The sequence below is a fragment of the Streptomyces sp. NPDC048643 genome (assembly GCF_040650615.1).
Classification (GTDB): Bacteria; Actinomycetota; Actinomycetes; order Streptomycetales; family Streptomycetaceae; genus Streptomyces.
The window spans coordinates 147,187-166,337 of sequence record NZ_JBEZHO010000015.1; the positions used below are offsets into that span (position 1 = coordinate 147,187).

Below are 19,151 nucleotides of genomic sequence, written 5' to 3' on the forward strand. Positions count from 1 at the left end.
ACTCACGGCATGGAAACGCCACCGCCGACCACTCCGCGCACCGAGCCCACCGACGCCGACGTCGAGGCCTTCAAGCAGCAGCTCGGCCGGCCGCCGCGCGGGCTGCGCGCGATCGCGCACCGCTGCCCCTGCGGTCAGCCCGACGTGGTGGAGACGGCCCCCCGCCTCCCCGACGGCATCCCCTTCCCGACCACGTACTACCTGACGTGCCCGCGGGCCGCGTCCGCGATCGGGACGCTGGAGGCCAACGGGGTCATGAAGGAGATGACGGACCGGCTCGCGACGGACCCGGAACTGGCCGACGCCTACCGCGCCGCCCACGAGGACTACATCGCGCGCCGTGACGCCATCGAGGTCCTGGCGGGCTTCCCGAGCGCGGGCGGCATGCCGGACCGGGTGAAGTGCCTGCACGTCCTCGTCGCCCACTCGCTGGCCGCGGGACCGGGCGTGAACCCGCTCGGCGACGAGACCATCGCGATGCTGCCGGAGTGGTGGCGCAAGGGAGCGTGCGTGACGATTCCCGGCGAGCCCGCGGAGCCCGCTGAGCCCGTCGGCGAGGCCGGCCGGTGACCCGCGTCGCCGCGATCGACTGCGGTACGAACTCGATCCGGCTGCTGGTCGCCGACGCGGACCCGGAGACCGGGGAACTCGTCGACCTGGACCGCCGGATGACCATCGTCCGGCTCGGCCAGGGCGTCGACCGGACGGGACGGCTCGCGCCCGAGGCGCTGGAGCGGACGTTCGCCGCGTGCCGCGAGTACGCCGGGGTCATCAAGGAGCACGGCGCCGAGCGGCTCCGCTTCGTGGCCACCTCCGCCTCCCGGGACGCCGAGAACCGCGACGACTTCGTGCGCGGCGTCCTCGACATCCTCGGCGTCGAACCCGAGGTCATCAGCGGGGACCAGGAGGCGGAGTTCTCCTTCACCGGCGCGACCCTGGAGCTGAAGGGCAGCGACGACCTGGCCAAGCCCTACCTCGTCGTGGACATCGGCGGCGGTTCGACGGAGTTCGTGGTCGGCGCCGACGCGGTGCGCGCGGCGCGCTCCGTGGACGTCGGCTGCGTACGGATGACCGAGCGGCACCTCGTGCACGACGGCGGCGTCACCGACCCGCCCACCGCCGAGCAGGTCGCGGCCATGCGCGCCGACATCGAGGCGGCCCTCGACCTGGCCGCCGAGACCGTCCCGCTGCGCGAGGCGCGCACGCTCGTGGGCCTGGCGGGCTCGGTCACCACGGTCTCGGCGATCGCGCAGGAGCTGCCCGCCTACGACCCCGCGGCCATCCACCACTCGCGGATCCCCGTCGAGCGGGTCCGCGAGATCACCGAGTGGCTGCTGCGCTCCACCCACGCCGAGCGCGCGGCGGTCCCCTCCATGCATCCGGGGCGCGTCGACGTGATCGGCGCGGGCGCCCTCGTGCTGCTGTCGATCATGGAGCGCACCGGCGCCCGGGAGGTCGTCGTGAGCGAGCACGACATCCTCGACGGCATCGCGTGGTCGGTGGCCTAGGCCGGTGGCCCGGGCGGTGGCCGGGGCCGTGGCCCGGGTCTCCTCTACTACCGATCAGTAGCCTCTACTGAGCAGGTCGGCTAGCGTATGAGCGGGTCCGAGGGGGTCGGGGGAGCCCCTTGGAGGAACCTCGCCGAGAAAGTTCGTGAAGTTCTTCACAAGGAAAAAACCCCTGCCGGGCGTGGAAGGGGCCGGTTGGGCCTCCGAGCGGGGTCCGGTGGCCCCCTGAGCGGGTTCAACGGAGCGTTGCGGGCGCGTTTCCGGCCGGTGAAACAGGGGAGTTGCCCACTGGGCCGAACGGGTCGGAGTGCAGCTCACGCGGTGTTGACAAGGGTACGAACCGTACGCCGGTCGCCCTCGCGGACCACGGCCTCGCCAAGGCGGGCCGCGCAGTGTAGCAGAGCACCTGCCCAAGCTTGTGAAGGGGCGCACGAGCGACCCCCCATGACCGGGTGGATACTCGATGGCATGAGCACCACGGAGCGTCCCAGGATCCTCGTAGTAGGCGGTGGGTACGTAGGCCTGTACGCAGCTCGGCGCATTCTCAAGAAGATGCGCTACGGAGAGGCGACCGTCACGGTCGTCGACCCCCGGTCGTACATGACCTACCAGCCCTTCCTCCCCGAAGCCGCCGCCGGCAGCATCTCCCCTCGGCACGTCGTCGTCCCGCTGCGACGCGTGCTGCCGAAGGCGGAGGTCCTCACCGGCCGGGTCACCACCATCGACCAGGACCGCAAGGTAGCCACGATCGCCCCCCTCGTGGGCGAGGCGTACGAGCTGCCTTTCGACTACCTCGTCATCGCGATGGGCGCGGTCTCCCGCACCTTCCCGATCCCCGGCCTCGCCGAGCAGGGCATCGGTATGAAGGGCATCGAGGAGGCCATCGGCCTGCGCAACCACGTCCTCGAGCAGCTCGACAAGGCCGACTCCACCACGGATGAGGACGTCCGCCGCAAGGCGCTGACCTTCGTCTTCGTGGGTGGCGGTTTCGCCGGCGCCGAGACCATCGGCGAGGTCGAGGACATGGCCCGCGACGCGGCCAAGTACTACAGCAGCGTGTCCCGCGAGGACATGCGCTTCATCCTCGTCGACGCCGCGGACAAGATCCTTCCCGAGGTCGGTCCGAAGCTCGGTCAGTACGGCAAGGAGCACCTGGAGAGCCGCGGTGTGGAGATCTACCTCTCCACCTCCATGGACTCCTGCGTCGACGGCCACGTGGTGCTGAAGAACGGCCTGGAGGTCGACTCCAACACCATCGTGTGGACGGCCGGCGTCAAGCCGAACCCCGTTCTCTCCCGCTTCGGTCTGCCGCTGGGCCCGCGCGGCCACGTGGACACGCAGACCACGCTCCAGGTGCAGGGCACGGACTACATCTGGGCCGCGGGCGACAACGCCCAGGTGCCGGACATGGCCGCCCGCAAGGCCGGCGTCGAGAACGCCTGGTGCCCGCCGAACGCGCAGCACGCGCTGCGTCAGGCCAAGGTGCTCGGCGACAACGTGGTCTCCGGCATGCGGGGCTTCCCGCAGAAGGAGTACGCGCACTCCAACAAGGGTGCGGTGGCCGGTCTCGGCCTCCACAAGGGCGTCGCGATGATCGTCATGGGCAAGATGAAGATCAAGCTCAAGGGCCGTCTCGCCTGGTACATGCACCGTGGCTACCACGGTCTGGCCATGCCGACCTGGAACCGCAAGATCCGCGTCTTCGCGGACTGGACGCTCGCCATGTTCCTCAAGCGCGAGGTGGTCTCCCTCGGCGCCATGGAGACGCCGCGCGAGGAGTTCTACGAGGCTGCCAAGCCGGCTCCGGCCGCCGCGGCCCCGGCGTCCGCCGCCAAGTCCGAGGAGAAGGCCAAGGCCTCCTGACCGAGGCCGGCTGACCTCGGTCACCGAACGCCCCGAAGGGGCCGCCCGCCATCCGTGGTGCGGGCGGCCCCTTCGGCGTTCCCGCGGGAGGGGCGCCGGAGCGGACAGCGGGGGCGAACCGGCACAGAAAGCATGGTGGGTACACGTATTTTGCCAACCCGTGACGCGTGGAGGGGACTGCGCGAGGGGCGGGTAGGTGTTTACGTGGTGTTGGAGCGTTCGGGAGTGTTGTCTCGGAGGTGTACGTCATGCAGGACGCCGCGCCGCGGCTGAAGAGCCTTGTCGAACAGTTGATGGGAGCTCCGCTCCCGCTGCGCATTCGTGCCTGGGACGGTTCCGAAGCCGGGCCGCCCGGCGCTCCGGCACTCGTCGTGCGCAACCGCCGGGCCCTGCGCCGGCTGCTGTGGAAGCCGGGCGAACTGGGCCTCGCGCGAGCCTGGGTCTCCGGCGACCTGGGGGTGGAGGGCGACCTCTACACCGCCCTCGGCCACATGTCCGGGCTGGTCTGGGAGCGTGGCGAGGACGCACGGGGGCTCGGCGAGGCCCTGCGCGACCCGGAGGTGCGCGCCGCGGTGCGCGGTCTGGTGAAGCTGGCCGGGCCGCCACTGCCGCCGGCACCGCCCGCGGAGGAGATGCGCAGACGCCGCCACCTGCACACCAAGCGCAGCGACAGACGCGCCATCAGCCACCACTACGACGTCGGCAACGACTTCTACGAGATCGTCCTCGGCCCCTCGATGGTCTACTCGTGCGCCTACTGGCAGGACGGCGGCACCCTGGAGGCCGCCCAGGACGACAAGCTCGAACTCATCGCCCGCAAGCTCGACCTGAAGCCCGGTCAGCGGCTCCTCGACGTCGGCTGCGGCTGGGGTTCGATGGCCATTCACGCCGCCCGCGAGCACGGCGTGACCGTGGTCGGGGTGACGCTGTCGCAGGAGCAGGCCGCCTACGCCCGCAAGCGGGTCGCGGAGGAGGGCCTGACCGACAGGGTGGAGATCCGGGTGCAGGACTACCGGGACGTCACCGACGGGCCCTTCGACGCGATCTCCTCCATCGGGATGGCCGAACACGTGGGCGCCGAGCGCTACCTGGAGTACGCCGAGGTGCTGAACCGGCTGCTCAGGCCCGGCGGGCGGCTCCTGAACCACCAGATCGGCCGGCGGCCCCGGCGCGACGAGTCGGCGTACGCCGTCGACGAGTTCATCGACGCCTACGTCTTCCCCGACGGGGAACTCGCGCCCGTCGGGACGACCGTGACCCAGCTGGAGCGGGCCGGTTTCGAGGTGCGCGACGTGGAGTCCATCCGTGAGCACTACGCGCTCACCCTGCGGCGCTGGGTCGCCAACCTGGAGGCGGACTGGACCCGCGCCGTCCGGCTCACGAGCCCCGGCCGGGCCCGGGTCTGGCGGCTGTACATGGCGGCCAGCGCCCTGGCCTTCGAGAGCAACAACATCGGCGTCAACCAGGTCCTGGCGGTGAAGACACCGGAGGGATCGGGAGCGTCCGGGATGCCGCTGCGGGCGAGAACCTGGAACTGAACCCCGGGCAGCCAACGGGTGGCACCTAAGGGTGGGGGCCCCGTTCCGTGTCAGGAACGGGGCCCCCACCCTTCGTGGTGTCCGGGGTGGCCGCGCGGCGCACTTCTTCCGCGGCACCCCGGGCCGCTACTCCGACTTGATGGCCGTCAGCATGTTCAGGCGGGCCGCACGGCGGGCCGGCCACAGCGCCGCGAGGACGCCGACCGCCGCCGCGAGGAGGAGGAAGACCGCCATCCGGCCCCAGGGCAGCACCAGTTCGTACGTCGGCATCTTGCTGCCGATCAACTGCCCGGCCGCCCAGCCGAAGAACACGCCGAGACCGATCCCGAGGACACCGCCGAAGAGCGAGATGACCAGGGACTCCAGGCGGACCATCCGCTTGATGCCCTTGCGGTCCAGGCCGATCGCGCGGAGCATCCCGATCTCCTGCGAGCGCTCGAAGACCGACATCGCGAGGGTGTTGATGACCCCGAGGACGGCGACGATCACCGCCATCGCGAGCAGCCCGTAGAGCATGTTGAGCATCAGCGTGAACATCTTGGCGATGCTGTCGGAGAGGTCCTTCTTGCTCTGGACCTGGATCGCCGGGTTGTCGCCGAGGGCCTTCTCCAGCCGGTTCTTGGCCGCGTCCGAGGCGCCGCCCGCCGTCTTCACCATGACCTGCATGTCGGAGACACGGCTCTGGTGCGGGGCGAGCGTGGCGTTGTCCAGGATGATCCCCTGGATCAGCTCGTTGCCCTCGTAGACCCCGGCGACGGTCAGGTTCTGCCGCTTGCCGTCCTCGTAGGAGACGCGGAAGGCGGAGCCGGCCTTCCAGCCGTGCGACGCGGCGGTGTCCGCGTCGACCACCACACGCGGGCCGCCGACCGTGAACGAACCGTCCTTGACGGTGAGGTCGGTGAGCTTGCCGATGGCCGCGCCGTTGACGCCGGTCAGGTACTCGGTCTGCCGGTCGATGCGGGAGGGCGCGTTGCGCAGCGGGCTGACGCCGGTGACCCCGTCGACGCCGGTGAGCTTCTTCTCGACGTCCGGGGAGAGCGTGTTGCCGTTCGCCATCGAGACGACGTAGTCCGCGCTGATCGCCGAACTGGCCATCTTGTCGATCGACTTCTGCAGGCTGCCCGCCATCACCGTCATGCCGGTGATCAGGGTGAGGCCGATCATCAGCGCCGAGGCGGTGGCCGCCGTACGGCGCGGGTTGCGCACCGAGTTCTGCCGGGCCAGCTTCCCCGAGATGCCGAAGATCCGCAGGACGGGGGCCGCCGCGGCGATCAGCGGGCGGGACAGCAGCGGGGTGAGGACGAAGACGCCGATGATGAGCAGGACCGCGCCGAGGCCCATCGGGGCCTGGCCGTCCGAGCCGTCCATCGTCGTCGCGGCGAGGACGACGGCGACACCGGCAGCCGCGAACAGGGCGCCGATCGTGTTCCGCAGCACCAGGGACTTCGTCGTCGCCTTCGCGTGCACGCTGCTCATCGCGGCGACGGGCGGGATCTTCGCGGCACGGCGGCCGGGCAGCCAGGCGGCGAGCATCGTGATGAGGACGCCGACGAGCAGCGCGGTGGCGACCGTGCCGGGGGACACGACGAGCGGGCCGTCCGGGACGGTGGCGCCGAGGGTGCCCATCAGGGAGCGCATGCCCGCGCCGATGCCGATGCCCGCGGCGAGTCCGGTGACGGCGGCGACCGCGCCGACCACGAAGGCCTCCAGCAGCACGGACCGGGTGACCTGGCGGCGGGAGGCGCCGACCGCGCGCAGCAGGGCCAGCTCCTTGGTGCGCTGCGCGACCAGCATGGTGAACGTGTTCGCGATGATGAACGTGCCGACGAACAGCGCGATCCCGGCGAAGACCAGCAGGCCCGTCTTCATGCCGCTCATCGACGAGGAGATCATCTCGGCCTGGTCGTCGGCGAGTTGCCGACCGGTGGTCGTGGACGCGACCTCCTTGGGCACGACCTCGTCGAGCGCGTCGCGCAGTGCCGTCTGGCTGGTGCCGGCGGCGGCCTTCACGTCGATCTCGTCGTACGAGCCGACGGAGTGGAACAGTTTCTGGGCGGTCTCCGTGTCGAACAGGGCGAGGCTGCCGCCCGCGGCGACGTTGCCGTCGTCGGTGGTGAAGATGCCGGTGACGACGGGTTCGAGGACGGGACCGTCGACCGACAGCCGGACGGTGTCGCCGACGTGGTAGCCGGCGCGCTTCGCGGTCTCGGCGTCGATCGCGACCTCGCCGGTGCCGTGCGGCGCGTGACCGGTCGTCAGCGGGTAGCGGGGGTCCTTGTCGCCCCAGTAGTTGCCGCCCTGCGACTGGAAGCCGCCGCCGATGAGCTTGCCGTCCTTGTCGGCGATGGCGGTGAAGCCGTCGACCACGCCGATCGCGGAGGCGGCGCCCGGTGCCGCGGCCACCTTGTCGAGCAGCGGCCGGGTCAGCTTGTGGGTCGCGCCGACGGTGTCGCCCTTGTCCTCGGCGCTCTCCGGGCGGATGGCGACGTCGACCTGGTCGAAGCCCTTGGCGGAGCTCTTCTGGTAGGCGTCCGAGATGGTGTTGGTGAAGACCAGGGTCCCGGACACGAACGCCACGCCGAGCAGTACGGCGAGCACGGTCATCAGGAGCCTGGCCTTGTGCGCGAGCACGGTGCGCAAGGCGGTACGGAACATGGGTCTTCTCAGTCCAGGAGTCGCAGGAGGGCGCGGGAATCCGCGAGCGGGCGCGGAAGGGTGCGGGCCGCCGGGGAGGAGCGGGGTGCCGGGAGCGGGAGGGTCCGGGTGTCGGGTGTCGGGTGTCGGGTGCCGGGTCGGGCGGCCCGGCCCGGGGTCAGCTCGTGCGGACCTTGCCGTCGAACTGCTTCATACGGTCGAGGACGGAGTCGGCGGTCGGCTCGTACACCTCGTCGACGATCCGGCCGTCGGCGAGGAAGACGACCCGGTCCGCGTAGGCGGCGGCCACCGGGTCGTGCGTCACCATCACCACGGTCTGCCCCAACTCCCGTACGGAGTTGCGCAGGAAGCCGAGGACCTCGGCGCCGGAGCGCGAGTCGAGGTTTCCGGTCGGCTCGTCGCCGAAGATGATGTCGGGCCGGGAGGCGAGGGCGCGGGCCACCGCGACGCGCTGCTGCTGGCCGCCGGAGAGCTGCGAGGGCCGGTGGCCCAGCCGGTCGGCGAGGCCGATCATCCGGATCACCGTGTCCAGCCACTGCTTGTCGGGCTTGCGGCCCGCGATGTCCATCGGGAGCGTGATGTTCTCCAGGGCGGTCAGCGTGGGCAGCAGGTTGAACGCCTGGAAGATGAAGCCGATCTTGTCCCGGCGCAACTTCGTGAGCTGCTTGTCCTTGAGGGAGCCCAGTTCGGTGTCGCCGATGCGCACCGAGCCCGAGGAGAAGGTGTCCAGGCCGGCCACGCAGTGCATCAGCGTGGACTTGCCCGAGCCGGAGGGGCCCATGATCGCGGTGAACTCGGCCTGGCGGAAGCTGACGGAGACCTGGTCGAGGGCGACCACCTGGGTCTCGCCCTGCCCGTAGACCTTCGACAGTTCCGTGGCGCGGGCTGCGACCGCGGTGCTTGTGCCGGCGAGGGGAGTGGTGGTCACGGGAGGGTGCTCCTGTCGGGACGACGAGATGTGCGAGGGACGGATTCCATCGTCCGTGCCGATCCGCGCCCCGGAGTCAGCCGCTGTTCCGGTTCCGGGGGCAGACTCCGGTCGCACCGGGAGCCGTTGTGTCATACCTGGGGATGACGGGTCTGCCCTGAGGGTCCTCCGGGTCGCGGTCCTCCGGGGGACCGGCCGGGCCGCCGGGGCGGGCTCCGCCCGGACGGTGAAATTCCGTCATTCCGTATACGGGGGCCGCGGCCGTCGGAAACGCTGTTGGCAAGTGCTGATGGCCCGTACCCGGTGCTGATGCACCCTCAGACGTCAATAAAATAAGACAACATCGGTTCGCCCGGCCGCTGTTCGGGGGGCGGGCCCCGATAGGCTCGGAGTCTCGATGCGGGGCTCATGGCCTGCCCGGATGGTGGAATGCAGACACGGCGAGCTTAAACCTCGCTGCCCCTCGCGGGCGTGCCGGTTCAAGTCCGGCTCCGGGCACCTTTCCCCCTGACCCGCTGACCTGCGGAAGCGACCGAGTGTCACGGTAGGGACTTCGTGGCACTGGCACACCGCTGGCACACAAGTCCTTAGTGTCCCGGTATGGCATCTGTTGGCAGGGTAGAGAACGGCGCCGACGTCAGCTTCAGAGTGCGACGGCGGCAGAGCGGATTGGCCACCTGACCGTCTCGGGGCTGCACGTCGGCCTCCTCGGCCAGCTCGGCGCCCTTCAGGACGCCGAGCGGCGGGCAGCGAAGGGTGTCGTGACTTCCGTGTCCTCGGAGTTCGCCAGGATGCGCGGGGTGGGCTCGATGGGGAGGTCCGGGAGCCGGGACAACGTCATCCCGCTGACCCGGGCTCAGGGCCGGCGGCAGGGCGCCGAGTCGTCGTCGATCATGGCTGACGCCCTCAAGAGCCTCGCCGAGAAGTCGACGGGCTGCGAAGAGGCGGGCGCGGGCCGGGTCGTACAGAACACCTTCCACATCACCGAGGCGGGCGACGGGTGCGACCGCGCACCGAGTCGTCAACCGGCTCGCAATGGCTGGGAGTTTACGAAGGCGAAAGAACTAGTACTCGTCATCGACACGAACTGACGGCAGCCGACCGGCATCTACGGTTGCAGGTAGGGCGCACTGCAGCGACTCCTGGATTTGGCGAAGCACGTTTTCGTATGCGTCGGCACGTTCGCCAGCGTCGATAGCTGCCCGGTATCCGGTCAGGTTTTCGAGCGCCGTCGGCCGTGTTCCGTAGTCGCTGTCCGGAAATAGTGGATCGAAGGATGAGAGGATCTCACCGTCTTCTGCGTACGAAATCCACGCTGCGGCAGTCTCGCTCAGCTGAACAGAGAGTGCAGTGGTCTCGCGAGAAACGGCCTTCAAAACCTCTTCCTTTGCGAGAAAGGGGCCTTCAGGTTCGATTATGAAGGCCCAGGATGCATAGGAGCCCGCGCGCAGCAGTGGTCCATTTGAATCTAGAATTCCGCTGCTTTCCAGATCGTTGATATTCACCTGGGGTACGTCGTCCTGGTCGACATCGCTCCCCAGTGCCTTGATCGCGTCGAAGTCGCTTCTGTCGAGCCCTATTGGCCCTGACTTGCTGTGAGGGATCCGGGAAAGCGCCTCCTCCGGGGAGATGTCGCGAACGAGAATGGCGCAATATCCCGTCTCGTACAGGTTGGAGTTCGGAAAGATTTCTGCGCTCATCATTTACCTCGCTCAGGGTGATAGGGGATTGCGCGACTCGATCCGCCCTGACGGATCGAGTCGCGCAATGACCGACTGCGTCTAAGGTGGGTCAGGACTTAAGAGACGGGCTGCCCGGCGTTAACCCAGTAGGGGTCCTTTTCGAGAAGTCGCTGCTCCGTCGTAAAGCGACCGAGGTCGCCTCCGACGCCCTCGTTCTGATTCTTCGGCATGCTGGCGCGCGCACACTTTGCTGTTGCTGGAGGAGACTTTCCTTCCCTCAGGCCAACCCACCCGAGAGACAGGTGAACCTTGCCGTCGATTGTCAGAGATGTGACGTAGTACTGCTGGCAGTCCGCCCCGGACTTGACGCCGAGCTGGCGTCCGCTCTCCTTCGACTTGGCGAACGGCCACTCGTCGCACTGTGCTGGCGCCGGGGTGCTTGCACTGGCTTTGAACGTGCTGTCGCAGACGACGGCGCGGTTCTTCGCCGCTTCCGCGTCATTTGATTCCCGATGCAGTGGCTGTCCTCGCCCCTCCCAGCCAGGGTGAGTGGACATGCTGGCCTGGACCATGCCGATGTACTGGCGAGCCTCCAAATACTTCTTGTCAACCTCGAATGTGGGAGTGAATGCAGATGCGACGCAACCGGCGTGGGCGCTGACCTTGAAGTCGCAGCGTACCCAGTACTGCCCGTCGCCAGGCTCGTTGTTGCCACCCCATCGCGTGGAACCGCTCAGACCACCGACGTTGACGGTCAGTTGGTAGCTGATGAGGAAGGCTTTTTCGGCACCCTTGGTCTGAGCGCCTGTCCATTGGCGCGTGATGGTGCCGTCGATCGACCCACCGGCCGTGATCGGACGAGGAGAGGTCCAGGGCCCGGAAGTCTGCTTACAGCTGGAGTCGAGCGAGCATGTCGAGTCGATCTGGACGGTCATCCCCTCCGTTGCTACGTCGGCTGACGTCAGCGTGAAGTTCACGTACTCGAAGTATTCTGGGATGGCATTCTGAGTGTCGATCTCTTGTTCCACAGTGCCGTAGGCCTTGCCCAGGACGATGCCGCTCACAGTGTCCACAAGGACAACGACAACTCCACGCACGGAGCAGATCGAATAGCGGGACACGTACACCTGGTTCGGCAGCTGAATGTTGCACCAAACGACTGTTCCTGCGGCGGCTGCCAGAGATTTACCCTGAGTCCTCGCCGTCTCCCTGGGTGTCTGCCACTCGACACAGACTGCGTGCTTCTGGCCTGCGTCCCTGAGTGACTTGAGGTTGCGCTTGATGTCAGCGCAGTCGTTGTTCGCTCGTATTTCGCTGGTTGTGGAGAGGGCCTGGAAGTGTTTCGGCCTGTTTTGGAGTGCTCGTGGTTCGTGCGAGCGTTCGGCGGTTTGTGTCAAACTCGCTATTTGATCGGCTCGTGAATTCTCGGCCTGAGCGATGCTCGGAGAAAATAATGCCAGGATTAGAGCGCCGACTATTATAAGCACTCTGTGAATTTTGCCGCTCAAGGGTCCCCCCCATATTGTCGTTGGTCAGCGCGACCCAGTAACGCAATCACGGCAAGATCATTGCGTCAACGACCAAAATGAGACAGCAGTGACATCTTTTAGACGTTCGCGCAGCAGGGGGTAATTCTGGCGAGAATATCGGCTTGAGCGGACCTATACTTGTGTGTGTGCTGCTGGTTGCGGGTCGGGCCACCGATACCTTCACGGAGGCGGTTGTCGTGGCTCTGCTGGATTACCTCGCTCTGGGGCGTGGCGATTGCCAACCACCAGCGGCTTGCCGCCCACTTAGAGCTCGTAACAGGGCCATGCGACCCAATCCCCGTAGTCGTGTCGTGGTGGAGCGTGGGAGCGTGGCCCTGGATCGTGGGCGATGGCCTGGGTGGGAAAGTGGGGCTGTATGAGTGTGGTGTGGGCGGCGACGTCGCCGGAATCGGGACTGTTCCATCCGGTTGAGAGACGTTCAGCGGTGAAGGATCTGTCAGATCGCTTCAGCGACCTGCGTTCCCGGGGTCAGGGGTACATCGAGGTTCGGTTGCCGACCAGTGAGTTCCCGGTGCTGATCCTGGCCTTCCGAGATGATCACGCGGTCGTCCATCTGATGAGTGGCACCGAGCGGATGTCTCTCCTCGTAGGAGACGGCACCGTGCCCTCGGGTGCCGAGGTCGAAGTCCCGATCATGGACGACCTCGCCGCGTTCACGGGCGACTTTGTCCTGGATACCGATCGGGCGTGGCACGTAGTGCATGACTTCACCCAGACGCGGGCGACCTGCCCTCTGGGTGAGTGGTGTGAGTTGTAGCCAAAAGCTCGTGAGGCGATCATGATCGGTGCTTCTTCAGTCGCCTCCAGCAGATGAGGCCGTAGGCCAATGAGGCGAAGGCGTCGTGGAGTTCGGTTCGGCGTTCCCAGCGGACGGCGAGACGCTTGAACTGATGGAGCAGGGCTGAAGGTCTGCTCCACGGCGTAGCGGAGCTTGCCCAGGCCCTTGATGTTCGGGGCGCCCCTTGCGCGAGATGACCGGCAGGATCCGGCGCTTGCGGAGCTCCTCGCGGTGGGGGTTGGAGTCGTAGCCCTTGTCGCCGAGCAGCGAATTGGGGCGGCGGCGTGGCCGGCCGAGACGCCAAACAGAATGCGGTGCAGCTGGTCGAAGGTGCCCGCCTGCCGTCAGCGATCCAGACGCCGCCAGCAGGTCTGTCCCGAGCCGAACCGCAACTCCAGCAGCAGGAGTTGCCAGGCTATGTCGTTGTGGACGACGTACAGGATGCCTTGCAGACACAGCCGGTCCGCCACCGGCTGCTGGCCCGGCGACTTCTCTGGCCAGGGCGGCAGCAGCGGTTCGATCAACTCCCACAAGTCACGATCCGCGGCGGGGTACTTACATCATCCCGAACGGCCGAATCGTCACATCGGTCACGCCGGACCAGGGCACTTCGACAAGATCGTGTTACGAGTTCGTAAGCTCGGTCGACTCCCCGCTCGACAGCGCCGATGCCTCCGTCTGCCCCGCGCTGACCGCCGAAATGCTCGGCGACGAGCCATACAGCGACCTGGCGACCGACGAAGCGCGCTGGTACGACGTCGACGTCGCTGCTTCCGTCGACTTGAACTACGGCCTCCAGTGCCGCAGGCCCCGCCGTCCGGCGGGGGCCGACGACTTTCGGCCGCGCACGCCGCACTTCACGGCCGCGCACGCAATGGGGTGTCGAGATCGACGCTCAGGGGAGGGAATCGGCAGGAATTGGAAGCGTCCACGATCCGGGTACACGCAGGTCAGGACGTTTTAGCAGGTCAAAGGCATTTCGGAGAGCCGAAGCAAAGCCGGTTCAAGTCCGGCTCCGGGCACCTCCGATCTTCCCCCTGCTCCCACCCGTACCTCCCCGTGCCTGCCGGCCGACCGTTGACAGCGGTCGTGCGGCGACGGAGACTCCCCTCGGTGAAAGGTGAAGGAAATTTCACCAGGCGAACAAAGGGAGCGAAGGGGCGTGCCGATGCGTACCACCGTGGGGATCGTCGGGGCCGGTCCGGCCGGGCTGCTGCTCGCCCGGTTGCTGCACCGCGCCGGGATCGACTCCGTGGTCCTGGAGAGCCGGGACCGCACCTATGTGGAGCAGCGGCAGCGGGCCGGGATCCTGGAGCAGGGGACGGTCGACGTGCTCCGGGCCGCCGGCGCCGGGGAGCGGATGGACCGGGAGGGGCTGCGCCACGACGGGATCGAGCTGCGGTACGCCGGTCGGCGGCACCGCGTCGACTTCCCGGCCCTCACCGGCGGACGGTCCGTGATGGTGTACGCGCAGACCGAGGTGTGCAAGGACCTCATCGCCCTCCAGCTCAAGGAGGGCGGTCCCCTGCTCTTCGGGGCCGAGGCGCTGGCCGTGGAGGGTGCCGAGGGCGACCGGCCCCGCGTGCGGTTCCGGTACGAGGGACGCGAGGACGTCCTGGACTGCGACTACGTCGTCGGCTGTGACGGCTTCTGGGGCGTCGCCCGCAAGGCCGTGCCCGCCGAGCTGACCCGCGTCTTCGAGCGGGCCTACCCCTTCGCCTGGCTCGGCATCCTCGCCGACGTGCCGCCCTCGCACGACGAACTCGTCTACGCCCGCCACGACCGCGGCTTCGCCCTGCTCAGTATGCGCTCGCCGACCGTCTCCCGGCTCTACCTCCAGGTGCCCGAGGGCACCGACCCCGCGGCCTGGGGCGACGAGGAGATCTGGGACGAGCTGGAGCGGCGCCTGGAGACCACCGACGGCTGGCGGCTGCGCCGGGGGACCATCACGGCGAAGTCCGTCACCCCCATGCGGAGCCACGTCCACGAGCCGATGCGGCACGGCCGGCTCTTCCTCGCCGGGGACGCCGCCCACATCGTGCCGCCGACCGGTGCCAAGGGCCTCAACCTCGCCGTCGGCGACGTCGTGACCTTCGCCCGCGCCCTCGTCCACCTCCGGGACACCGGATCGGCCGCCCTGCTCGACTCCTACGCCGAGACCTGTCTGAGCCGGGTCTGGCAGGCGGAGCGGTTCTCGTACGACATGACGAGCCTGCTGCACCGCGACCCCGCCGCGAGCCCGTTCGAGGACCGCCTCCAGCTCGCCCGCCTGGAGCGGTTCGCCACCTCCCGGTCGGCCGCGGCGGACCTCGCGGAGGGCTACACGGGCTTCCCCTTCGAGGCCGCGGCACCGGGCGGGACGCCCAGGTCGTAGGCAAAGCGGAATAAGAAGGGATCAAGGTCGCTTGACAGGGCACGAGTGCTCGCGGAGCCGGTGGTCACGGCTTCGTACCAGTACGGGCGTGCGTGGGGGCACACGCGTACGGTGGCACCACAAGGGAAAGATCCTCCCCAAGCACTAGGGTCAGTCCTTTGCCTACCTATTACTCTTGAGCCAAGGCCACGCAGGGTGGCCATGGAGGCGTGAAATGAGGAGCAGCAACCCGGTCTTCTCGCGACGGGGGTTCAGCCGCGACAACGGCTACGCGGGCTTCAACGCGGCGCCGCAGGCCGGGGGACCCGCTGTCGGCACGCAGGGGAACCCGTACGCCCAGCAGGGCGGCAACCCCTACGCGCAGAACCCGTACGCACAGCAGGACCTTCAGTACGGCGCTCCGCCGCAGGCCCCGGTCTCCGCCGGCCGTATGACGATGGACGACGTCGTCCTGCGCTCGGCCATGACCCTCGGCACCGTCGTCGTGGGTGCCGTCCTCGCCTGGGCGCTGCTGCCGGTCTCCAGCACCAGCTACGGCCTGGCCATCGGCTCGGCGCTCGTCGCGTTCGTGCTGGCGATGGTGCAGTCCTTCAAGCGCAAGGCCACACCGGCCCTGATCATCGGCTACGCCGCCTTCGAGGGTGTCTTCCTCGGGGTCCTCAGCGAGATGTACAACTCGCAGTGGTCCGGCGCGCCCTTCCAGGCCGTGCTCGGCACCATGGCGGTCACCGGCGCCACCCTCCTCGTCTACAAGGCGGGCTGGATCCGGGTCACCGCGCGGTACGCGCGCATCGGCATGACCATCGCCATCGCGTTCGTCGTCGTCCTGGCGGTGAACCTGCTGCTGGTCGCCTTCGGTGTCGCCCCGGACGGCGGTCTGCGCAGCAACGGCCCGCTCGGCGCGATCGTCGGCATCCTGGCGATCCTGATCGGCGCCTTCTTCCTCACCCTCGACTTCAAGCAGATCGAGGACGGCATCGCCTACGGCGCGCCGAAGGACGAGGCATGGCTGGCCGCGTTCGGCCTGACGCTGACGCTCGTGTGGATCTACGTCGAGATGCTGCGGCTGGTCGCCATCTTCAGCGGCGACGACTAGCGGAGCCGGCGGCCCGGGCGGCCGTCGACCGACACGAAGGGCCCGCGGACCTCACCGGTTCGCGGGCCCTTCGTCGTGGGTGCCGGTCGTCTCGGTGGTGCGCGCGCTCACAGGAGCTTGCGCGCGGCCCTCCTCAGGTCGTACTCGTGAATGATCGCCTTCGCGTGGCCGTACGCGAGGTCGTGCTCGGCACGGAGCCAGCTGACCTTCTCCTCGAAGCGGAAGAGGGAGGGGCCTTCGTCGACGGTGCGGATCCAGTCGGAGATCTCACGACCGGTGCAATGGGGAATGCGGGCGAGCAGATTGCGATGGGTCTCCTCGGAGAAGACGTGGGACATCGGCGCCTCCGGACGCAAAGGGGATGTGAGCCGGTCCTTCACGCCACCGTGCCTGAGCGTTGGGTCGTTGGCAACAGTCCCGTCGCTGCGCGTAGTCTCGCGGCGTGCTGGATACGACGCCGTTGACCCGAGCCGTGGACCACTTCGCCGACCGGCTGCGCGCCGCGCCGCAGAGCCGCCTGCAACGCGGCGCCGCGGCCGAGGCCCTGGGCCTGGCCAGGGAGTTCGCGCTGCGCACCCAGCGGGTCGAGGACCCCTCGGGGGAGCCGCGGGAGATGCCCGACGCCGGGATGTTCGCCGCCGCCGACCAAATCACCGTCGCCGCGCACGACTTGGCGCTCGTGCTGAAGGACGAGGACGAACTGGCCGAAGCGGTCACGCTCGTCGCGGAGGCACAGAAACGCGCCGGGGTCTGATCCACTGGATCGACTCCGGCGCGCGGTGTGCCGCTCGGTGGCGCGCTCCCGGCGCGGACGTCACAACGACGCTATGACGCGGTCCGCCAGGATGTACACGTTCTCCTCGCCGAAGGCGAAGGTCAGGGCGTACGCGCCCGAGACGCCGGAGCCGCCCAGCAGGACCGGGGTCTCACCGGCGTCCAGCGCGGCGGCGAGCTGCTCGGCGGTCTCGCGGTGGCCCGGGGTCATGCACAGGGTGGTGCCGTCGGCGAAGACGTAGACGTCGAGCGTGCCGAGCGGGCCGGGACGGACGTCCGCCAGCTCCGTACGGGACTCGGCGAGCTCCTCCAGGCAGGCCACCGTGCGTTCGTGGTCGTTGACCACGGGTGACTGGACCGGGACGAAGTCCGGGTGCGAGGGATGCCGGCGGCGGGCCGCGGCCAGTTCGGGCGAGTCGCCGGAGGCGCCGCCCTGGAGGAAGTCCTCGACGTCGGGACCGGCCTCGGTCACCGGCTCCAGGGGCTCCAGGCCCGCGAAGTCCGAGTGACGCGGCAGGAACAGCTCGCTGTCGGGCAGTCCGAGCAGCGAGGGCGCGTCGGAGGCGTCCCGCGCCTCCTGGGCGGCCCAGAAGGCCCGCGCCTCGGCGAGCTCGCGCTCCCGCTCCTCGGCGAGCGCCTCGGCCACGGCCGTGCGTATCTCGTCCGCGTCGGCCGCTCCACGCGCCGCGGGCACGAGGCCGCGCGCGTCACCGGCGCGGCTCTCGACAAGTTCGTTGTGCAGGGCCGCGACCTGCCGGCGCAGACCCCGCAGGGTGCGCAGAGCGGCGACGCCCACGGCCGCGGTGGCGGCGGTGGTGAGCAGCAAAGCAATCGGCATGGCGCTCACTGACGTACTCCCGGTTCAAAGTCGGCCCCCGACTTCCTACATCAGCTTGAAGGGCGAACCATCAAACTGTCAGTGCGTAACGTCACAAATGGGACAGGACTTTGGGGCCGGGGTTTAGCCACGTAACCACTGTGACCTGCGCGAACGCCGGTCGGGAGGGACGTAGGTCACATCTTGGATGGGATTGGATCACAAATCGGCCCAGAGCCCCGGTGGTTACGGGGTTCTGGGCCGATTCGGTCACCGTGCGTCCAACTCCCGTCACCCACAGGGCAACGGGAGTTCACGGGTGTCCTAGCTGAGGCGCTCGATGACCATCGCCATGCCCTGGCCGCCGCCGACGCACATGGTCTCCAGCCCGAACTGCTTGTCGTGGAACTGGAGGCTGTTGATGAGCGTGCCGGTGATGCGGGCGCCGGTCATGCCGAAGGGGTGGCCGACGGCGATGGCGCCGCCGTTCACGTTCAGCTTGTCCAGCGGGATCTCCAGGTCGCGGTAGCTCGGGATCACCTGGGCGGCGAAGGCCTCGTTGATCTCGAACAGGTCGATGTCGCCCACGGTGAGACCGGCACGGCGCAGCGCCTGCTTGCTCGCCTCCACCGGGCCGAGGCCCATGATCTCGGGCGAGAGGCCGGTGACGCCGGTCGAGACGATGCGGGCGAGCGGGGTCAGGCCGAGCTCGCGGGCCTTCGTGTCGGACATGATCACGAGGGCGGCGGCGCCGTCGTTCAGCGGGCAGCAGTTGGCGGCGGTGACCATGCCGTCGGGGCGGAAGACGGGCTTGAGGCCCTGGACGCCCTCCAGCGTGACCCCCGCGCGCGGACCGTCGTCCTTGCTGACGACCGTGCCGTCCGGGGTGGTGATCGGGGTGATCTCCCGCTCCCAGAAGCCGTTCTTGACGGCTTCCTCGGCGAGGTTCTGCGAGCGAACGCCGAACTCGTCCATGTCCTGGCGGGTGACGCCCTTGAGGCGGGCCAGGTTCTCGGCGGTCTGGCCCATCGCGATGTACGCGTCCGGGATCAGGCCGTCCTCGCGCGGGTCGTGCCAGGACGAGCCCTCCGACTGCGCCACCTCGACCGTGCGGGCCTCGGCGTCGGCGAAGAGCGGGTTGTGGGTGTCCGGCATGCCGTCGGAGGTGCCCTTGACCGACCGCGACACCATCTCGACGCCCGCCGAGATGAAGACGTCGCCCTCGCCGGCCTTGATGGCGTGCAGGGCCATGCGGGAGGTCTGGAGCGAGGAGGAACAGTAGCGGGTGATCGTGCAGCCGGGGAGGTGGTCCATCCCCATCTGCACGGCCACGATCCGGGCGAGGTTGTGGCCCTGCTCGCCGCCGGGGAGGCCGCAGCCGAGCATCAGGTCGTCGATGTCCCTCGGGTCGAGCCCGGGGACCTTGGCCAGGGCGGCCTCGATGATCGTGGCGGTCAGGTCGTCGGGACGCACGTCCTTCAGGGAGCCCTTGAAGGCGCGGCCGATCGGGGAGCGGGCGGCTGAGACGATCACGGCTTCGGGCATCACGGCTCCATTGGCGCTCTGGGATGTGTGCAGGGCTGCTTGG

The 19,151-nt window shown here is 68.7% G+C and carries 16 protein-coding genes, 1 tRNA gene and 1 pseudogene; 10 read left to right on the top strand and 8 right to left on the bottom strand.

Features of this window, described 5'->3' with window-relative positions:
* The first annotated feature begins 9 nt into the window (after positions 1 to 9).
* The 4 genes from AB0C62_RS17765 to AB0C62_RS17780 all read left to right on the top strand — a co-directional run bounded on the left by AB0C62_RS17765 (position 10) and on the right by AB0C62_RS17780 (position 4,909).
* Positions 10 to 570: a DUF501 domain-containing protein gene (locus AB0C62_RS17765; protein ID WP_362974084.1), complete on the top strand. Its 561-nt coding sequence runs from the start codon at positions 10 to 12 to the stop codon at positions 568 to 570.
* Positions 567 to 1,508 carry a Ppx/GppA phosphatase family protein gene (locus AB0C62_RS17770; protein WP_362974086.1) on the top strand — a complete coding sequence of 314 codons (942 nt, stop codon included), beginning with the start codon at positions 567 to 569 and terminating at the stop codon, positions 1,506 to 1,508. The genes AB0C62_RS17765 and AB0C62_RS17770 overlap by 4 nt, the downstream gene beginning before the upstream one ends.
* Before the next feature lie 468 nt (positions 1,509 to 1,976).
* Positions 1,977 to 3,371 carry an NAD(P)/FAD-dependent oxidoreductase gene (locus tag AB0C62_RS17775; protein WP_164370913.1) on the top strand — a complete coding sequence of 465 codons (1,395 nt, stop codon included), beginning with the start codon at positions 1,977 to 1,979 and terminating at the stop codon, positions 3,369 to 3,371.
* A 248-nt stretch (positions 3,372 to 3,619) separates the two neighbouring features.
* Positions 3,620 to 4,909, top strand: coding sequence for a cyclopropane-fatty-acyl-phospholipid synthase family protein (locus AB0C62_RS17780; RefSeq protein ID WP_362974088.1), 1,290 nt, complete (start codon positions 3,620 to 3,622; stop codon positions 4,907 to 4,909).
* A gap of 126 nt (positions 4,910 to 5,035) precedes the next feature.
* On the opposite strand, the gene AB0C62_RS17785 is transcribed toward AB0C62_RS17780, so the two are convergent.
* Together AB0C62_RS17785 and AB0C62_RS17790 are read right to left on the bottom strand one after the other, a co-directional pair.
* Positions 5,036 to 7,564 carry an FtsX-like permease family protein gene (locus tag AB0C62_RS17785; protein ID WP_362974090.1) on the bottom strand — a complete coding sequence of 843 codons (2,529 nt, stop codon included), beginning with the start codon at positions 7,562 to 7,564 and terminating at the stop codon, positions 5,036 to 5,038.
* 157 nt (positions 7,565 to 7,721) lie between these two features.
* Complete coding sequence (locus AB0C62_RS17790; RefSeq protein ID WP_164370910.1) at positions 7,722 to 8,492, bottom strand: ABC transporter ATP-binding protein; 771 nt, start codon at positions 8,490 to 8,492, stop codon at positions 7,722 to 7,724.
* A gap of 415 nt (positions 8,493 to 8,907) precedes the next feature.
* Between AB0C62_RS17790 and AB0C62_RS17795 the strand changes: the two genes are divergently transcribed.
* Together AB0C62_RS17795 and AB0C62_RS17800 are read left to right on the top strand one after the other, a co-directional pair.
* Positions 8,908 to 8,990 (top strand) — tRNA-Leu (locus AB0C62_RS17795).
* A 263-nt stretch (positions 8,991 to 9,253) separates the two neighbouring features.
* On the top strand, positions 9,254 to 9,583 hold the full coding sequence (locus AB0C62_RS17800; RefSeq protein ID WP_362974092.1) for a hypothetical protein: 330 nt from the start codon (positions 9,254 to 9,256) through the stop codon (positions 9,581 to 9,583).
* Here AB0C62_RS17800 and AB0C62_RS17805 read toward each other — a convergent pair.
* Positions 9,557 to 10,192 (bottom strand): DUF6461 domain-containing protein, encoded by a 636-nt coding sequence (locus AB0C62_RS17805; protein WP_362974094.1) that lies wholly within the window; start codon positions 10,190 to 10,192, stop codon positions 9,557 to 9,559. The genes AB0C62_RS17800 and AB0C62_RS17805 overlap by 27 nt on opposite strands.
* A 98-nt stretch (positions 10,193 to 10,290) precedes the next feature.
* Positions 10,291 to 11,238 (bottom strand): hypothetical protein, encoded by a 948-nt coding sequence (locus AB0C62_RS17810; protein ID WP_362974096.1) that lies wholly within the window; start codon positions 11,236 to 11,238, stop codon positions 10,291 to 10,293.
* Between the two features lie 841 nt (positions 11,239 to 12,079).
* Here AB0C62_RS17810 and AB0C62_RS17815 point away from each other — a divergent pair.
* Positions 12,080 to 12,481, top strand: coding sequence for a hypothetical protein (locus AB0C62_RS17815; protein ID WP_362974098.1), 402 nt, complete (start codon positions 12,080 to 12,082; stop codon positions 12,479 to 12,481).
* A 19-nt stretch (positions 12,482 to 12,500) separates the two neighbouring features.
* Here AB0C62_RS17815 and AB0C62_RS17820 read toward each other — a convergent pair.
* Positions 12,501 to 13,035: pseudogene (locus AB0C62_RS17820) on the bottom strand (transposase).
* A gap of 635 nt (positions 13,036 to 13,670) precedes the next feature.
* Here AB0C62_RS17820 and AB0C62_RS17825 point away from each other — a divergent pair.
* Both AB0C62_RS17825 and AB0C62_RS17830 read left to right on the top strand, forming a co-directional pair.
* Positions 13,671 to 14,876, top strand: a complete 1,206-nt coding sequence (locus AB0C62_RS17825) for a 4-hydroxybenzoate 3-monooxygenase (protein ID WP_362974100.1) — start codon at positions 13,671 to 13,673, stop codon at positions 14,874 to 14,876.
* A 214-nt stretch (positions 14,877 to 15,090) separates the two neighbouring features.
* Positions 15,091 to 15,972, top strand: a complete 882-nt coding sequence (locus AB0C62_RS17830; RefSeq protein ID WP_362974102.1) for a Bax inhibitor-1/YccA family protein — start codon at positions 15,091 to 15,093, stop codon at positions 15,970 to 15,972.
* Between the two features lie 107 nt (positions 15,973 to 16,079).
* Here AB0C62_RS17830 and AB0C62_RS17835 read toward each other — a convergent pair whose 3' ends face one another.
* The gene (locus AB0C62_RS17835; RefSeq protein WP_355872289.1) at positions 16,080 to 16,310 is read right to left on the bottom strand and encodes a DUF4287 domain-containing protein; all 231 of its coding nucleotides are present in this window, start codon (positions 16,308 to 16,310) and stop codon (positions 16,080 to 16,082) included.
* A gap of 104 nt (positions 16,311 to 16,414) precedes the next feature.
* Here AB0C62_RS17835 and AB0C62_RS17840 point away from each other — a divergent pair, with 104 nt between their 5' ends.
* Complete coding sequence (locus tag AB0C62_RS17840; RefSeq protein ID WP_355872286.1) at positions 16,415 to 16,726, top strand: hypothetical protein; 312 nt, start codon at positions 16,415 to 16,417, stop codon at positions 16,724 to 16,726.
* A gap of 60 nt (positions 16,727 to 16,786) precedes the next feature.
* Here AB0C62_RS17840 and AB0C62_RS17845 read toward each other — a convergent pair whose 3' ends face one another.
* Both AB0C62_RS17845 and AB0C62_RS17850 read right to left on the bottom strand, forming a co-directional pair.
* Entirely contained in the window at positions 16,787 to 17,584 is a 798-nt protein-coding gene (locus AB0C62_RS17845) for a hypothetical protein (protein WP_362974104.1), read from the bottom strand.
* Between the two features lie 303 nt (positions 17,585 to 17,887).
* The gene (locus AB0C62_RS17850) at positions 17,888 to 19,108 is read right to left on the bottom strand and encodes an acetyl-CoA C-acetyltransferase (RefSeq protein WP_164370906.1); all 1,221 of its coding nucleotides are present in this window, start codon (positions 19,106 to 19,108) and stop codon (positions 17,888 to 17,890) included.
* Between the last annotated feature and the right edge of the window lie 43 nt (positions 19,109 to 19,151).

What these genes read in the sequence shown, in the direction of transcription:
- AB0C62_RS17765 (WP_362974084.1), top strand. Translation starts at nt 10, where the DNA reads ATGGAAACGCCACCGCCGACCACTCCGCGCACCGAGCCCACCGACGCC.
- AB0C62_RS17775 (WP_164370913.1), top strand. Translation starts at nt 1,977, where the DNA reads ATGAGCACCACGGAGCGTCCCAGGATCCTCGTAGTAGGCGGTGGGTAC.
- AB0C62_RS17780 (WP_362974088.1), top strand. Translation starts at nt 3,620, where the DNA reads ATGCAGGACGCCGCGCCGCGGCTGAAGAGCCTTGTCGAACAGTTGATG.
- AB0C62_RS17785 (WP_362974090.1), bottom strand. Translation starts at nt 7,564, where the DNA reads ATGTTCCGTACCGCCTTGCGCACCGTGCTCGCGCACAAGGCCAGGCTC.
- AB0C62_RS17805 (WP_362974094.1), bottom strand. Translation starts at nt 10,192, where the DNA reads ATGAGCGCAGAAATCTTTCCGAACTCCAACCTGTACGAGACGGGATAT.
- AB0C62_RS17815 (WP_362974098.1), top strand. Translation starts at nt 12,080, where the DNA reads ATGAGTGTGGTGTGGGCGGCGACGTCGCCGGAATCGGGACTGTTCCAT.
- AB0C62_RS17825 (WP_362974100.1), top strand. Translation starts at nt 13,671, where the DNA reads ATGCGTACCACCGTGGGGATCGTCGGGGCCGGTCCGGCCGGGCTGCTG.
- AB0C62_RS17830 (WP_362974102.1), top strand. Translation starts at nt 15,091, where the DNA reads ATGAGGAGCAGCAACCCGGTCTTCTCGCGACGGGGGTTCAGCCGCGAC.
- AB0C62_RS17835 (WP_355872289.1), bottom strand. Translation starts at nt 16,310, where the DNA reads ATGTCCCACGTCTTCTCCGAGGAGACCCATCGCAATCTGCTCGCCCGC.
- AB0C62_RS17845 (WP_362974104.1), bottom strand. Translation starts at nt 17,584, where the DNA reads ATGCCGATTGCTTTGCTGCTCACCACCGCCGCCACCGCGGCCGTGGGC.
- AB0C62_RS17850 (WP_164370906.1), bottom strand. Translation starts at nt 19,108, where the DNA reads ATGCCCGAAGCCGTGATCGTCTCAGCCGCCCGCTCCCCGATCGGCCGC.